Source organism: Micromonospora andamanensis (assembly GCF_016863495.1).
Lineage (GTDB): Bacteria > Actinomycetota > Actinomycetes > Mycobacteriales > Micromonosporaceae > Micromonospora > Micromonospora andamanensis.
The window spans coordinates 126251-140514 of sequence record NZ_BOOZ01000005.1; the positions used below are offsets into that span (position 1 = coordinate 126251).

Genomic DNA, 14264 nt, shown 5'->3' on the forward strand with positions numbered 1-14264 from the left:
GATGTTGAACCCGGTCCAGACGCAGCGCATCGAGGGCGTTGTCGTGGCAGCCTTCGCCGTCGTGGTCACCGTCGCCGTCGGGTACGCGTGGTGGTGGCTGCTCGCCCTCTTCCTGGTCTTCGACCTCTCGATGGTCGGCTATCTGCGCGGTCCGAGGGTGGGTGCCGCCTGCTACAACCTGGTGCACTCCTACGCGCTGCCGGCGTTGCTCGGCGCGGTAGCGGTGGCCTTCGCCGCATTCCGTGACCCGATCGACTGGCTCGGCATTCTCGCCATCGCGTGGGCGTTCCACATCGCCGTCGACCGCGCCCTCGGCTACGGCCTCAAGACCACCGAGGGGTTCGAGCACACCCACCTCGGCCGGATCGGAAAGGCCAAGCTAGGCGCCCCGCCCGATGTAGCCCCGGGTCCATGACTCCATGAATCGACCCCAGGTGATCGGTCGGGCTCGGTGCAGGTAGGCCGCCATCAGGGCCAGTCCGCCACCGCCCGTCGAGAGGAGCAGCCAACGGGGCAGCTCGCGCGATACCGGGGCTGGGGCACAGGCGGTGGGCGTGTAGTCCACCGTCAGCCGCGTCTGTGGTGGCGGGATGTGCTCTCCGGGAAACGCCTCCCGGTAAATGCCGCAGTAGACCGGTCCGTCGCTCGAATCGATCGACAGCAGGGCCGAGACAGGACGTCCGCTGCGGTCGGCCTCGACGGAGACCACGGTGCCGGGGACCAACTCGCCAGCCGGCGGCGGCGGCCCCAGATCGGCGAACAGGCCCGCCAGGAGAAGCGCAGTCGAGGTCATGACGCCAAATATGGTGAACCTGGGCCACAGCGGTAAGCGGGACGCTCGCCGCCGTTTGCGGCCCGAGAGAGGCATGGCCGAGACGTTAGTCGGCTCGAACAAGACCTCTCTCGCGGCATCCGCGGGTCCGCTTGGCTCGTTCGGCTGCTCAGCCTGGCGAGGGCAGCCGAAAGGCCCAGGCCATGATCGGCGATCAAGCCGGGTCGTCCCGCCTCGCCCCCCGCGCACCTTGAGCAGGTGCGCGGCGGACGACGGACGTCAGCCGACCATGCGTTCGACCCCCGGCTGGACCTGGATGCCGTCGGCGAACTCGATGATGTCCTGCTGGGTCCAGCCGCGGGCGTCCCAGATCTGCACAAGCATCCAGACGCCGTCGGGCTGCTTGACCCACAGGTTCTTGCCGTGACCGGTGCCATCGCCGTTATTGAGCACGCCAGGCTTGCCACCGACGTCAAGTTGCGTACCGGTCGGGGTGGAGCGGTCGCTCGCCGACTGCAACATAATGCCGATCTTGCCGATGAACGCCATCGGGTTCTTGTCCGCCGCGTTCTTCGGAGCGATCGTCAGCTCGCTGGTGCTGCCGCCCTGGATCTCCCAGCCCGCTGGAACCTTGTCGATCGTGAAACCTTGAGGCTGCTTGCCCTCGTAGGCCACCAGGCGGGCAGCCACGACGGGGGCCGGCGCGTTGTCGGGAGTGGTGGTGGTCGGGCCGGCCTGGGTACCGATGGTGACGGCGACGGCAAGCGCGGCGACCGCGAAGGCTGAGGTACCGAGCGCGCGGGCGGACCGGCGGCGGCGCAGCGCCCGGCGGCCCCGGGCCAGGTCGGCGTCGGCCTCGGCGGCCGACGGCTCGGAGACTGGGCCGGCGATCCGGTCGAGCCGGTCGTGCAGATCCATCATCGGGTGACTCCTGTCAGGGAAGATTCGTCAAGGGCGGCCCGCAACCGGTCCAGGGCGCGGGCAGTCTGGCTTTTCACCGTTCCCTCGGAGCAGCCGAGGGCGTCGGCGGTGTCGGCTACGGAAAGGTCGTAGAAGTAGCGGAAAACCACTGCGGCGCGCATCTTTGGTGGCAGGTCACGTAGGGCCGCGCGCAGGCCGTCGTCGAGGTCGCCGGCGCTGCCCGCTTCAGCGCGGGAACGGTCCGGAAGTTCCGCCACCGAGCGTTCGTGGCGGCGCCACCACCGACGGCGTTCGTCGGTGAGCGCGTTGACAAGGGTCCGGCGCAGGTAGCCCTCGATGTTGTCCGCCCGCTGGACCGCCGGCCAGGCGACGTACAGCTTGGTAAGCGTGGACTGGACCAGATCCTCGGCCAGATGCGCGTCACCACCGGTCAGCAGCGTCGCTGTTCGTACCAGCCCGGAGCGCCGGCTGAGCACGAAGCTGTGGAACTGCTCGTCACGGTCACGTTTCACACAGTCTCTCCTTCACTCTCACAGCCCCCTGACGATTCGCGAGCGAACGGGGTTGCATGGCGGAGAGTGAAGGCCCCAATGCTTCGGCCGCGCCGAACAGGTCCCCTTCGCGGGTTGTCGACCTGAAAAACGGCGAAGCCCAGGTCATCGACCTGGGCTTCTTTACCGAGCCGCCTGACGGAATCGAACCGTCGACCTACGCATTACGAGTGCGTCGCTCTGCCGACTGAGCTAAGGCGGCAACGGTGCTCAAGTGTACGGCACGCATCGGTCCACAGCTGCGCGGGATTGCTCCCGGGCCGAACGAACCGGGCACCCGGGGCGTTTCCGGGGTCGTCGGGTCACCCGGGCCGCACTACGCTGCGGCGAATGACCGACGATCACACCCCTCGCGACGAACCGGTCGATGCCGGGCCGCCGTCCAGCGGCGGGCCCCAACCGCCGGGGCCGTACGCCGGGGAGGCGGCAGGTGGCCGGGCGTCTCGGCGGCCCCGCAGCACCGATCCGCTGGAGCTGGGCTTCACGCCCCGCAAGCCGGTGCCGTGGCTCGCGCCGTTCCTGCTGATCAGCACCGGCCTGCGTACGCTGCTGGCGATGCTGTTCGGGGCGTACCTGGACAAGCGGGAACTCCAGAAGGCGCTGGACGCGGAGATCTCCCGGCAGGTGGGGCCGGACGGGGGGCTCTGGCTCGACTACGTCGCCGACCTGGGTGACGGGTTCAACGCCACCTATTCCGTGGCGTACCTGCTCGCCCAGCGGGAGATCACCGTGGACGGGCACCGGCTGCCCCGGGCACAGACCCTGGTGATGGGTGGTGACCAGGTCTACCCGTCGGCGGAGTACGCGGCGTACGAGGACCGGTGCAAGGGGCCGTACCAGGCGGCGCTGCCGGCCACCCCACCGGAGCAGCCGACGATCTTCGCGGTGCCCGGCAACCACGACTGGTACGACGGGCTGACGGCGTTCCTGCGGCTGTTCGTCCGTACCCGGGACCGGCACTTCGGTGGCTGGCGTACCGGCCAGTCCCGGTCGTACTTCGCCGCCGAACTGCCGGCCGACTGGTGGTTGCTGGGTCTCGACGACCAGTCCGGCTCGTACGTCGACGACCCGCAGCTCACCTACTTCGATGCGGTGGCGAAGCGGCTCGGGCCGCAGAGCCGGGTGATCCTGGCGGTGCCGGCTCCGGCCTGGGTGAAGGCCGTCGACCAGCCGACCGCGTACGACTCGATCGACTACTTCATCCGAACCATCGTCGCGCCCACCGGCGCTCAGGTCCGCCTGCTGATCTCCGGCGACCTGCACCACTATGCGCGGTACACCGGGCCGGACGGTCGGCAACTGGTCACCTGCGGCAGCGGCGGCGCGTACCTGTACCCCACGCACAAGCTGCCCGAACGCATCGAGGTACCGCCACGGGACACCCTGGCCCGACGGTCCAGCCCGTCCCGGGCGTACGACCTGGCGGGCCGCTACCCCGACGCCGCCCGCTCCCGCCGGTACGGCTGGGGGATCTTCGCCCGGCTGCCGCGCCGCAACCCGGGCTTCTCGACGCTGCTGGGCGTCCTGCAGACCCTGCTGATGCTCTCCATGGCCGGCGTGACCGACTTCCGTTCCGAGGCTTCCGAGCAGCGGCTGTTCAGTGTGCCGCTGGTGATGATGGTGCTGGTGACGGTGCTCGCGGCGGCGATGTTCGCGAAACCGCCGAGTTCCAGCGGCAAGCGGCACGCCCGGCACTGGATTCTCGGCGTCGGGCACGGGCTGTCGCATGTCGGGCTCGCTGCCGCCGGCACCTGGGCCTGGCTGGCCCTGCCGTTCCACGACTGGTCGTGGCCGCTGCCGGCGGTGGCTGCGGCAGTGGTCTACCTGCCGGTCATCGGGCTGGTGGCCAGCCAGCTGGTGGCCGCCTACCTGCTGCTCGCGAGCTCCTTCGGGGTGAACGTCAACGAGCTGTTCGCCGGGCAGGGTATCGAGGACGCCAAGGGCTTCGTCAGGATGCGGATCGACCCCGACGGCACCCTCACGCTCTACCCGATCGCCGTCGACCGCGTCACCCGCGACTGGCAGGTCAACCCCGACCAGTCCCCCGAGTCCTCCTGGCTGACCCCCACCACCCCGCTGGCTCCCCGCCTGGCCGAACCCCCCATCACCCTCACCTGACCACCCACCCATACCGTTGATCATGAGGTTGGCGGCGATGTCGATCTATGAGACTGCCGCCAACCTCATGATCGACGCGGACTGGCAGGGGGTGGAGCGCGGGGGTGGGGTCAGCGGGTGTCGTAGGCGCGGCGGGAGCCGCAGACGTCGGCGCGGGAGCACCGGGAGCGCGAGCCGTCGGCGTCCAGGCGGACGGTGACCGCGTCTATCGGGACGCTGTGGCCGACCACGCGGCCTTCGCCCTCGGGCGTGGTCACCCGGGCGCCGATCGCCGGGGCGGACTCCTGGAACTTCTGGTACAGCGGATGTTCGTACTTGAGGCAGCACATCAGCCGACCGCACGCGCCGGAGATACGCAGCGGGTTGAGCGGCAGATCCTGGTCCTTGGCCATCCGGATGGTGACCGGCTCGAAGTCGTTCAGGAAGGTGGCGCAGCAGAGATCCCGCCCGCAGGAGCCGATGCCGCCCTGCACCCGCGCGGAGTCGCGGGCCGACAACTGGCGCAACTCCACCCGGCAGTGCAGGGTCGCACCGAGATCGCGGACCAGGGAGCGGAAGTCCACCCGGTGCGGGGCGGTGAAGTAGATGGTGCTGCGCTCGCCACCCCCCTCGCCGTTGCCGAGCACGTGGTCGACCGCCACCACTTTCATCGGCAGCCCGTGCTCGCGGATCAGCCGCTTCGCCGCCACCTTCGCCTCGGCCTTACGCCGCCGCAGTTCCTCGTCGCGGCGCAGGTCCTCGTCCTGCGCCAGCCCGGCCAGCCGAGGGAAGCCCGCTGTCTCCTCGGTGACCCACTGCGCCGCCCACACGCACTCCGCTACCTCGGGGCCGTCATCGGTGGGCACCAGCACCTTGTCGCCCACCTGCGGTCGGAGGTCACCGGGGTCCAGGTAGTAGAGGCGCCCGTACCGCTGGAAGCTGACCGCACACAGCATGCCCATTGCCTCACCCTACGTCGCGCGAGCCGGATCACCGCCTGGACTCCGCCTCGGCTCGACCGGGACAACAACGCCCGCCCTGGCCAGGTAGCCATCCACGGTTGTCGACTTGACCGATCCCCATCCCGGCTACCGGTACGACGATGCCGCCCGGACGGCTGAAACCTGCGTCGCGGGCGGGACAAGACCGAGCCGAACAGCGTTGAGTGGAGGCAGACCTGCGGGGGGTGCAGGGAAGGTCACGGCGTCGCTGACGGGCCGCCCGGGAGGGTGTCCGCGAGCGACGCCGTGCGCCTGTTGCGGGCCTCACCAACCGACGCGGGTCGTCCGGCCACCGGCCGGGCCACCACCGGTGTCCGGCCGGAACCGCCCGCCACCCGGTCGCCACGGAGACTCGGCCAGGCTCGGTGCCCACTGCCGCAACAGGGTCTCCGCTCCGTCGTACGCGACGCAGAGCACCGCAAGCACCCGGGCACCGATCTCGGCGGCGGCGATCCCACCCGACCTGGCCGGCGCGGCGTCCGCCGCCTTGGGGCGGACCGACGTGGCGGCGACGACGGCCACCGCCTCGGTCGAGCCGATCACCTCGGCTAGCGCCCGGGCGACGGCCAGCCGACTGCCTTCCACCCAGTCGGCCAACGCGTCGGCGTAGCCGGCAGTGGCCTCCAGTCGGCCGACCAGGCTCTCGGGGCCCTCGTCCAGATGCCGCAACAGCGCCGCCCGGGACTGGCCGTACGCCATGGCCGCCGAACCGGACCAGAGCACCGGATCGGTGAGCGCGGCGCAGGCGTGGTCGTAGCCGTGCACGTGCCGACGCACGGCGTGCCCGGCGGTGGCCAACGGCCCCGGCCGCAGTTCGAGGAAGCCGCGTAGCGCGTCACCGGGCAGCACCTGCATCCGGCGCAACAGCGGCCAGACCCGGTGCCCCTCGGGCGCACCGGCCGCGAGCAGCGTGTCGACCCGCCCCAACAGGTCGAGGCCGGGCTCGGCGAGCCGGTCGAGGAAATCCATCACGCCTCACCGGCGAGCCGCCGGGAGACGGCGGAGTCGGCGTCGGAGTATCGGTCGGCCGCGTTGCGCAGCGCGGCGGCCACGGATGCCACCTGCGCGGCGGCGGTGTGCGCCTCCCGGGCCCGGTCGCCGGTGGCGGCCACCCACTGCCGGTGCAGGGCCCGACCCACCTCGCCGGCCCGGCCCGGCGCGTCGGCGCCGAACGCCACCTGCGCCGGGTCGCCGGCCGTGACCGATCGGGAGAGCGCGGTAAGCGTGGCGCTCGCCTCGTCGAGGCGGCCGGCCAGGGTGCGAAGGCTGTCCATCTCAGGCCCCCGTCAGCGGTCGGTAGGCAGTGAAGGTCTCGTTGTGCAGCTTTTCCCTGGCCCACTCCGCAGCGTCGGCGGCGGCGGTGACCGCGGCCCGCACCGAGTCGGCCACGTCGCGCGGCGCCCGGGCGTGCAGGGGGCCGAGGAATCGCACGTCGGTGATCCGGCCACCGGCGGTCACCACCACCTCGACCAGCCCGTCCGGCGAGCGGACGGTGACCTCGACCGTCGCCACGGCCTGGTCGAACTCGGCCTGGAGAGACTCGATGCGGCGGTAGCGCCGGACCGCCTCCTCAATCCACGCCTCGTCGATCTCACCCCGCGGCATCGCCGGACTCCTCCCGGTTTCATCACTGTGCGTGCCGCTACCGTCACCACGGCACACCGGACCGTACCGCACGCGAATTGCGCCTGTCGATGGCTGTGGGCAACGGTCCGGCTACAGGGCGACCGGGGACGCCGAGCGGCGGCGGTCAGCCCTTCCAGAGGGCGAGCATCATCGCCTCGACGGCGATCCGGGGCTTGACGTTGGCGTCGATTGCGGCCCGACAGGTGAGCACCGCCTCCAGGCGACGCAACGCACCTTCCGCCTGCCAGCTCCGAGCGCCCGCCTCGGCCAGCTCGGCGGTGTCGAGGTGCACCGGCGACACCTGTGCACCCAGTGCCATCGTCAGCGCGTCGCGGTAGAAGGCGGCGAGATCCACCAGAGCCCGGTCCAGCGCGTCCCGCTGGGCCCGGGTCGCCCGCGACTTCTGGCGTCGTTCCAGATCCTTGAGTTGCCCGGCGGTGCCCCGGGCGGCGCTGGCCGCGCCCCGGCCGGTGCCGCCGGCACCGAGCGCCATCTCCAGCGCGGCGCGCTCCGCGGCGTCGACCTCCGCGACCGATGCCTCGGCCTCCGCCTCGGCGGCCTCGATCAGCGCGGACGCCGCGTCGAAGGCGGCTCCCACCCCGGTGAGCCGACGCGGCACCGCGAGCACCGCCTCCCGCCGGGCCCGAGCCTGCGGATCACGGGCCAGCCGCCGGGCCCGCCCCACATGGCCCTGCGTGGCGGCGGCCGTCCAGCGGGCCACCTCCGGGGAGATCCCGTCGCGACGCACGAGCACGTCGGCCACCGCCTCGGCCGCCGGCTGGCGCAGCGGCACCACCCGACACCGCGACCGGATGGTCACCGAGATGTCGTCCGGGTGGGTCGACGGCGCACAGAGCAGGAAGACGGTTCGCGGCGGAGGCTCCTCCACCGCCTTGAGCAGCGCGTTCCCGGCCGCCTCGGTCAGCCGGTCGGCGTCTTCGATGATGACGACCTGCCAGCGCCCACCGGACGGCGTACTGGCCGCGCGGAGCACCAGAGCCCGCATCTCGTTCACCCCGATGGAGAGCCCCTCGGGCACCACCAGGCGGACATCGGCATGGGTGCCGGCGAGGGTGGTGTGGCAGCCGGGGCACTCGCCGCAGCCGGTGCCGTGGACGCACTGGAGCGCTGCGGCGAAGGCCCGCGCCGCGACCGACCGGCCCGAGCCGGGCGGACCGGTGAAGATCCAGGCGTGGGTCATTCCCCCGCCCGGGTCGGTGCCGCCGGCCACCTCGGGCTCGCCGGTGGCGCGCAGCACCGCGGCGGCAGCGGCGGCGGCCCGGCGCAGCGTTTCCACCGCCTCGTCCTGCCCGACCAGGTCGGCGAAGGCGTCCGGCATCAGCTCCGCTCCGTCGTCACCAGCTCCGACGGGGATAACTCGGGCTGCACCGAGGTGTCCGGGCCGTGGGCCGGGCCCGGGTGTTCGACCCCGTCGGGGCTGCCGAGCAGTTCCTCCACCCGACGGGCGACCCGCTTGGCGATCTCCTCGGCCGGGCGGGCGCCGTCGAGCACCAGGTAACGCTTCGGGTCGGCGGCAGCGAGATCGAGGAAGGCGTAGCGGACCCGGTCATGGAAGGCGATCGACTCGGCTTCCAGACGGTCGGCGCTCTCCGCACGCGCGGCGACCCGGGACAGGCCGGTACGCGGATCGACGTCGAGCAGCACCACCAGATCGGGCTTGAGCCCACCGGTGGCCCAGGAGGAGAGCCAGGACACCTCGTCGACCGGGAGCGTCCGGCCGGCGCCCTGGTAGGCCAGGGACGAGTCGACGTACCGATCGCTGATCACCACGGCCCCCCGGGTCAGGGCGGGTCGGACCACCGTGGCCACGTGATGTGCCCGGTCGGCGGCGTAGAGCAGCGCCTCGGCGCGTGGGGAGGGGGCCTCCTCCGGCGTGGTGTCGAGCACCAGCGACCTGATCCGGGCACCGACGCCTGTGGCACCCGGCTCCCGGGTCACGACCACGTCCCGGCCCTGGCCACGGAGCAGCTCGGCCAACTCGCCGAGCTGGGTCGACTTGCCGGCACCCTCGCCGCCCTCGAAGACGACGAACAGTCCCGCCGAGACGAACGGCTCGGCCGGCATCAGCGGGCGGCCCCGGATCGACCCCCACAGGTCGGCCAGGACCGGCACGCCCTTCTTGTCGTCCATCTGCCCGAAGGCGCTGATCCCGGCGAAGATTCCGGCCGCGCCGGCGGCGAGCAGCAGCAGGCGGGTGGAGGAGACGGAGATGCCGAGGTCGGCGATGGTGAGCGTGCGGGAGCCACCGACGCCGGCCAGCAGGCTGCCAAGCGCGATGGCCAGGATCAGCACGAGCCGGGTACCGATCTGCACCACGGCGAAGACCCGGCCGCGAACCTCGTCGGCGACCTCACCGCCGAGCAGGGTGGTGCCGGAGAGGAAGGCCATTCCGGCACCGGCACCGACGAACACCGCGCCGACAAGCGCCATGGACAGGTGGATGGCGAAGGCGAGCGTCATCACCGAGGCGCTGGCCAACACGATGCTCATGCCGAACCAGCGGCGTCGGGACATCTCCCGCACGATCATCGGCCCGAGGCCGATGCCGATCGCCAGGCCGATGAAGATCGCGCCGAACAGCAGGTAGAAGGCGGCGTCACCGGCGCCGAGCGAGTCGGCGAAGAACCGGGCCGTGCCGATCACGATGCCGCCGCCGGCGAAGGCGCCGAGGATGCCGAGGACCAGCCCTCGCACCAGCGGAGTCTGACCGATGTACTTCCAGCCCTCGGTGAACTGGCGCATCATGCTCTGCTCGGTGCGCTCCTGCTCGTCGGTCTGACCCTGGCTGATCTCCTTGATGCCGAAGGCCACCACGACGGCGGTGGCGAGCCGGGAGAAGGCGTTGAACCAGAGCGCGAGTTGGGCCGGCTGGGCCCAGTCCGGCATCTCGCCGCCGGTGGCGCCCCGGACGATGCCGTCGCCCGAGGCGAGCAGGATCGCGGCGGCGACCGGGGTCAGGCCGTACGTGGTGATCAGGGTGAGCTGGTTCGCCGACTCCAGCCGGGCCCGTGGGATCAGGTTCGGTACCGCGGCTTCCTTGGCCGGGATCCAGAGCAGGGTGACCGTCTCGATCAGGAAGGTGGCGATCGCCGCCCAACTGACCACCCGGGCGCCGCTGGCCCCGGTCAACGCGTAGAGCGGGATGGAGGCGAAGAGCACGAACCGCAGCAGGTCGCAGATGACCATCGTCCAGCGCCTGTCGAACCGGTCGGCGAGCACTCCGGCGACCGGGCCGAGCAGCAGGGCGGGTAACAGCCGGATGGCGATCACGCCGCCGAAGGCCGCACCCTTGGCGGTGCTTCCCTCCACCTGGGCGGCGGCGAAGACGCTCGTGGCGAGCAGTCCGAGCCAGTCACCGAAGGAGGCCGCGCCGAGCACGATCCACAGCCTGCGGAACGGCCGGATGCGCAGCACCGAGCGGATCGCACCGTACCCGGTCAGGTCGGGTTGGCTGCCGGATCCGCCCGACGGGCTCGGTGGCCCCGCCTTGCCAGGCTGGTTCGGGGCACCACCGGACCGGCCGGTCGTGTCGCGTCCAGCCGGGCGGGTGGACTGGTCGGCTGGGCCGGCGGGCTGGTCCTTTGACGGCGACACGCCGGACGACTCGCCGTTGAACTCGCTTTCGATGGCCGTACCTCCACGTGCCGGCCCATCGCTGGGCACCCCCGGTGGAACACTCTAGACCCGGTATGGACGTCTTCCCGTCCTGCACCGCCTGCTCGCCGAGCCTAGGCCGCCGTGGCCAGCCCGACCCAGGCAACGCAGACGCGAGGGTATTTCGCATTAACCGTTTCACAGTTAGCGTGCACACGTGGCCACCGACAGCGAGAATCTGCGCCACCGGCTGGACCGGGCGACCGCGCACCTCGATCCGCCGTACGCGGTGGTCGACCTCGGCGCCTTCGACGCCAACGCCGCCGCGCTCGTCGACCGGGCCGGCGGAAAGCCGCTGCGGGTCGCCAGCAAATCGGTACGCAGCCGCGACCTTGTCGCCCGTGCGCTGGCCCGACCGGGCTGGCACGCGGTGATGGCGTTCACCCTGCCCGAGGCCATCTGGCTGGTCGGCAGCGGGATCAGCGCCGACGTGCTGGTGGCCTACCCCACAGTCGACAGGGGCGCGCTCGCCCGACTGGGCGACGATCCGGGGCTCGCCGCCGCGATCACCCTGATGGTCGACGATCCGGATCAGCTGGACTTCTGCGACTCGGTGTCGCCTCCCGCGCGCCGGTCCGAGCTACGGATCTGCCTCGACCTGGACGCCTCATGGCGGCTGCTGGGCGGGCGGGTGCATGTCGGCGTCCGCCGCTCGCCGGTGCACAGCGCGCGGGCGGCCGGCCGGCTGGCCGCCACGGTCGCCCGCCGGCCGGGCTTCCGGCTGGTCGGGCTGATGTCGTACGAGGCGCAGATCGCCGGCCTGGGCGACGCACCGCCCGGGCGGGCGGCGCTCGGCAACGCCATCCGGCTGGCCCAGCGCCTGTCGTACCGCGAGTTGCTGGTCCGCCGGAGCGCGGCGGTGGCCGCCGTACGCGAGCACGCCGACCTGGAATTCGTCAACGGCGGCGGCACCGGCAGCGTGGCCGCGACCGGCGACGATCCCGCGGTGACCGAGATCACCGCGGGATCGGGCCTGTACGGGCCGACGCTGTTCGACGCGTACCGCGCCTGGCGCCCCACTCCGGCGGCCTTCTTCGCCTGCGCGGTGGTCCGACGCCCGACGCCGGACCTGGCCACCGTGCTGGGTGGTGGCTGGATCGCCTCCGGCTCGGCCGACCGCAGTCGGCTGCCCCGACCCTGGCTGCCCGACGGGCTCAGCCTGCTCGGCGCCGAAGGTGCCGGCGAGGTGCAGACCCCACTGACCGGCCCACCCGCCGCCCACCTGCGTATCGGCGACCGGGTCTGGTTCCGGCACGCGAAGTCGGGCGAGCTGTGTGAGCGGGTGAACGAGCTGCACCTGGTGGACGGTGACCAGGTGGTGGCCACCGTGCCCACCTACCGGGGCGAGGGTCGGGCCTTCCTCTGACCGCCCGGTCCGGTTGGCCGCCCGGCCGGCTGACCGGATCGGTGTCAGGCGGGCTGGGCGGCCGGCTGCGCGGGCTCGGCGTCGGCGACGATCTGGTCGTCGGCCGGCTTCGCGGGCTGCACCACCGGCCGACGGCCGGCATCACCCCGCGCGTTTACCTGCCGGTGCAGGTACTCCCGGATCAGGGCCTTCGCCTCGGTCAGCACCCGGTCGTCCCCGTCCGGCTTGCGCCGGAACGCCAGCTTGATCAGGGAGTCGGCCGCCTCCACCGCGATCTCCAGATGGAAACGCAGGTCCGGCACGTCGGCCAGCCCGAACCGCTCGGTGAGCACCCGGGCAAGTTGATCAGCGATCACCCCGTTGTTGTCCCGCTGCTCATCGAGCAGATGCAGGTCGACCACGTCGCCGAAGTGCAGGGTACGGAACCCGGGAACGGTGCGGTGCATCGTGATGTATTCATCGATCCCCGCATCGACCCCGTCCCACCAGTGGGTCAGGTCGTCCGAGGCGAAGCGTTCATCGAGCCGCTGGAGGTAGGACTCCATCGTGCGCAGCGTCAACGCCTGCACAATCGCCCGCTTGTCCGGAAAGAACTGGTAGACCGACCCGATCGCCACCTCGGCCCGCTCGGCGAGCAGGGTGGTGGTCAGCCCCTCGTACCCCACCTCGTCGACGAGTTCGGCGCAGGCGTCCAGCATCCGCTGGACCCGCGCGACACTACGACCCTGCACTGGTACTCGACGCAGTGGCCCGGTCGTGGCGGCTGAAGTGGACACTCGCCACCCCCTCTCGACGGATGAACATATCTGCACGTCACGAGTCCGTGACTACCGGTACAACGAGCGGACCTCGATTGCGGTGTTTACCAGGGACAACGTTCCTGATATGAATTCGGTTCATATTCATCTTTAGGAGCGGGCATGGTCGAGAGCACCGCCACCGGGACCGCCGCCTGGTCGAACTGGGCGGGCAACCAACGCGGCGTGGCGACCGCCGTACTACGGCCGTCCTCGGTGGACGAGGCCGCCGAACAGGTCCGACGTGCCGCCGCAGCCGGTGAGCGGATCCGCCCGGTCGGCAGCGGCCACTCCTTCACCCCCGTCGCGGTCAGCGACGGGCAGCGGATGGACCTCACCCGACTCGCCATCGACGTACGCGTGGACATCGATCGGCGCCTCGTCACCGTACCGGCCGGAATGACGCTGCGGGAGGTGAATGCCCTACTCGCCGGTCACCGGCTGGCCCTGCCCAACCTCGGTGACATCGACGCGCAGACCGTGGCCGGGGCCATCTCCACAGGCACCCACGGCACCGGGGCGGCCTTCGGCGGTCTGGCCACCTTCGTCGAGGCGCTGACCCTGGTCACCGGCACCGGAGAGGTGCTGCGCTGCTCCGCCGAGGAGCATCCGGAGGTGTTCGACGCGGCCCGCGTCTCGCTCGGCGCACTCGGCGTACTCGTCGAGGTAACGCTGCGCTGTGTGGACGCCTTCGTCCTGCTGGCACACGAACGCCCGGCGACGCTCGACGACGTGCTGGCGCAGCTGCCCGACCTGGTCGACGCGCACGACCACCTGGAGTTCTTCTGGTTCCCGTACACCACCCGGGTGCAGCTCAAGACGAACGACCGGGTGCCCGTCGACGACCGTCCGCTGTCCCGCTGGCGCGGCTGGCTGGACGACGACTTCCTGGCCAACACCGTCTTCGCCGGAGCCTGCCGGCTGGGCCGGGCCGTACCGGGCCTGGCACCGGGGATCAGCGCGATCTCCGCACGGGCGCTCAGCGAGCGCCGCTACACGGGTCGCTCCGACGCCGTGTTCTGCAGCCCACGCCGGGTCCGCTTCCTGGAGATGGAGTACGCGCTGCCGCGCGAGGCCCTGGCTGAGGCGCTGGAGGCGGTACGGCACATCATCGACGGGTTGCCGTTCAAGGTGCTCTTCCCGGTCGAGGTACGGTTCGCCGCCGCTGACCCGATCTGGCTGTCCCACTCCTACGGCCGCGACTCGGCGTACCTCGCCCTGCACCAGTACGTCGGTATGCCGTACGAGCCGTACTTCCGGGCCTTCGAGAAGGTGGCGACCGGGCTGGGTGGACGACCGCACTGGGGCAAGCTGCACTGGCGCGACGCCGCCTCGCTGGCCGCCGCCTACCCCCGCTGGCCCGACTTCCAACAGATCCGCGCCCAGCTAGACCCCCACCACACCCTCACCACCCCTTACCTGTCCACCCTCCTCGGCTAGGCACACCGAGATCTTGGT

General features: G+C 71.5%; 14 protein-coding genes and 1 tRNA gene. 4 read left to right on the forward strand and 11 right to left on the reverse strand.

All coding sequences use genetic code 11. From position 1 onward, the window contains the following. The first annotated feature begins 1 nt into the window (after position 1). Positions 2 to 415 carry a DUF4260 domain-containing protein gene (locus Van01_RS07160; protein WP_204002418.1) on the forward strand — a complete coding sequence of 138 codons (414 nt, stop codon included), beginning with the start codon at positions 2 to 4 and terminating at the stop codon, positions 413 to 415. Here Van01_RS07160 and Van01_RS07165 read toward each other — a convergent pair. The 4 genes from Van01_RS07165 to Van01_RS07180 all read right to left on the reverse strand — a co-directional run bounded on the left by Van01_RS07165 (position 380) and on the right by Van01_RS07180 (position 2446). Beyond that, the gene (locus Van01_RS07165; RefSeq protein ID WP_204002421.1) at positions 380 to 793 is read right to left on the reverse strand and encodes a hypothetical protein; all 414 of its coding nucleotides are present in this window, start codon (positions 791 to 793) and stop codon (positions 380 to 382) included. The two genes, Van01_RS07160 and Van01_RS07165, sit on opposite strands and share 36 nt — an antisense overlap. Positions 794 to 1051: 258 nt before the next feature. After that, positions 1052 to 1693, reverse strand: a complete 642-nt coding sequence (locus tag Van01_RS07170; RefSeq protein ID WP_204002422.1) for a hypothetical protein — start codon at positions 1691 to 1693, stop codon at positions 1052 to 1054. After that, entirely contained in the window at positions 1690 to 2205 is a 516-nt protein-coding gene (locus Van01_RS07175) for a SigE family RNA polymerase sigma factor (RefSeq protein WP_204002427.1), read from the reverse strand. Before Van01_RS07175 ends, Van01_RS07170 begins: the two co-directional genes overlap by 4 nt. Positions 2206 to 2373: 168 nt before the next feature. Then, positions 2374 to 2446, reverse strand: a tRNA-Thr gene (locus tag Van01_RS07180). 128 nt (positions 2447 to 2574) lie between these two features. On the opposite strand from Van01_RS07180, the gene Van01_RS07185 reads away from it, so the two are divergent. Continuing rightward, positions 2575 to 4362 (forward strand): metallophosphoesterase family protein, encoded by a 1788-nt coding sequence (locus Van01_RS07185; RefSeq protein ID WP_204002429.1) that lies wholly within the window; start codon positions 2575 to 2577, stop codon positions 4360 to 4362. Between the two features lie 110 nt (positions 4363 to 4472). Here the strand turns inward: Van01_RS07185 and Van01_RS07190 are convergent, their stop codons facing one another. From Van01_RS07190 to tmk, 6 genes are all read right to left on the reverse strand, one after another. After that, entirely contained in the window at positions 4473 to 5303 is an 831-nt protein-coding gene (locus Van01_RS07190; protein WP_204002431.1) for a PSP1 domain-containing protein, read from the reverse strand. A gap of 303 nt (positions 5304 to 5606) precedes the next feature. Continuing rightward, positions 5607 to 6311 carry a hypothetical protein gene (locus Van01_RS07195; protein WP_204002434.1) on the reverse strand — a complete coding sequence of 235 codons (705 nt, stop codon included), beginning with the start codon at positions 6309 to 6311 and terminating at the stop codon, positions 5607 to 5609. After that, entirely contained in the window at positions 6311 to 6616 is a 306-nt protein-coding gene (locus tag Van01_RS07200) for a hypothetical protein (protein WP_204002437.1), read from the reverse strand. The genes Van01_RS07195 and Van01_RS07200 overlap by 1 nt, the downstream gene beginning before the upstream one ends. A gap of 1 nt (position 6617) precedes the next feature. Then, positions 6618 to 6947 (reverse strand): YbaB/EbfC family nucleoid-associated protein, encoded by a 330-nt coding sequence (locus tag Van01_RS07205; RefSeq protein WP_099847867.1) that lies wholly within the window; start codon positions 6945 to 6947, stop codon positions 6618 to 6620. Between the two features lie 145 nt (positions 6948 to 7092). Then, positions 7093 to 8307, reverse strand: a complete 1215-nt coding sequence (locus Van01_RS07210; protein ID WP_204002440.1) for a DNA polymerase III subunit delta' — start codon at positions 8305 to 8307, stop codon at positions 7093 to 7095. Next, positions 8307 to 10403 (reverse strand): dTMP kinase, encoded by a 2097-nt coding sequence (gene tmk, locus Van01_RS07215; RefSeq protein WP_204002537.1) that lies wholly within the window; start codon positions 10401 to 10403, stop codon positions 8307 to 8309. The genes Van01_RS07210 and tmk overlap by 1 nt, the downstream gene beginning before the upstream one ends. Before the next feature lie 397 nt (positions 10404 to 10800). Between tmk and Van01_RS07220 the strand changes: the two genes are divergently transcribed. Beyond that, positions 10801 to 12009, forward strand: a complete 1209-nt coding sequence (locus tag Van01_RS07220) for an amino acid deaminase/aldolase (RefSeq protein WP_204002443.1) — start codon at positions 10801 to 10803, stop codon at positions 12007 to 12009. A 44-nt stretch (positions 12010 to 12053) separates the two neighbouring features. On the opposite strand, the gene Van01_RS07225 is transcribed toward Van01_RS07220, so the two are convergent. After that, positions 12054 to 12707, reverse strand: a complete 654-nt coding sequence (locus Van01_RS07225; protein ID WP_204002539.1) for a TetR/AcrR family transcriptional regulator — start codon at positions 12705 to 12707, stop codon at positions 12054 to 12056. 222 nt (positions 12708 to 12929) lie between these two features. Here Van01_RS07225 and Van01_RS07230 point away from each other — a divergent pair, with 222 nt between their 5' ends. Further along, positions 12930 to 14246, forward strand: coding sequence for a D-arabinono-1,4-lactone oxidase (locus tag Van01_RS07230; protein WP_204002458.1), 1317 nt, complete (start codon positions 12930 to 12932; stop codon positions 14244 to 14246). The last annotated feature ends 18 nt before the right edge of the window (positions 14247 to 14264 follow it).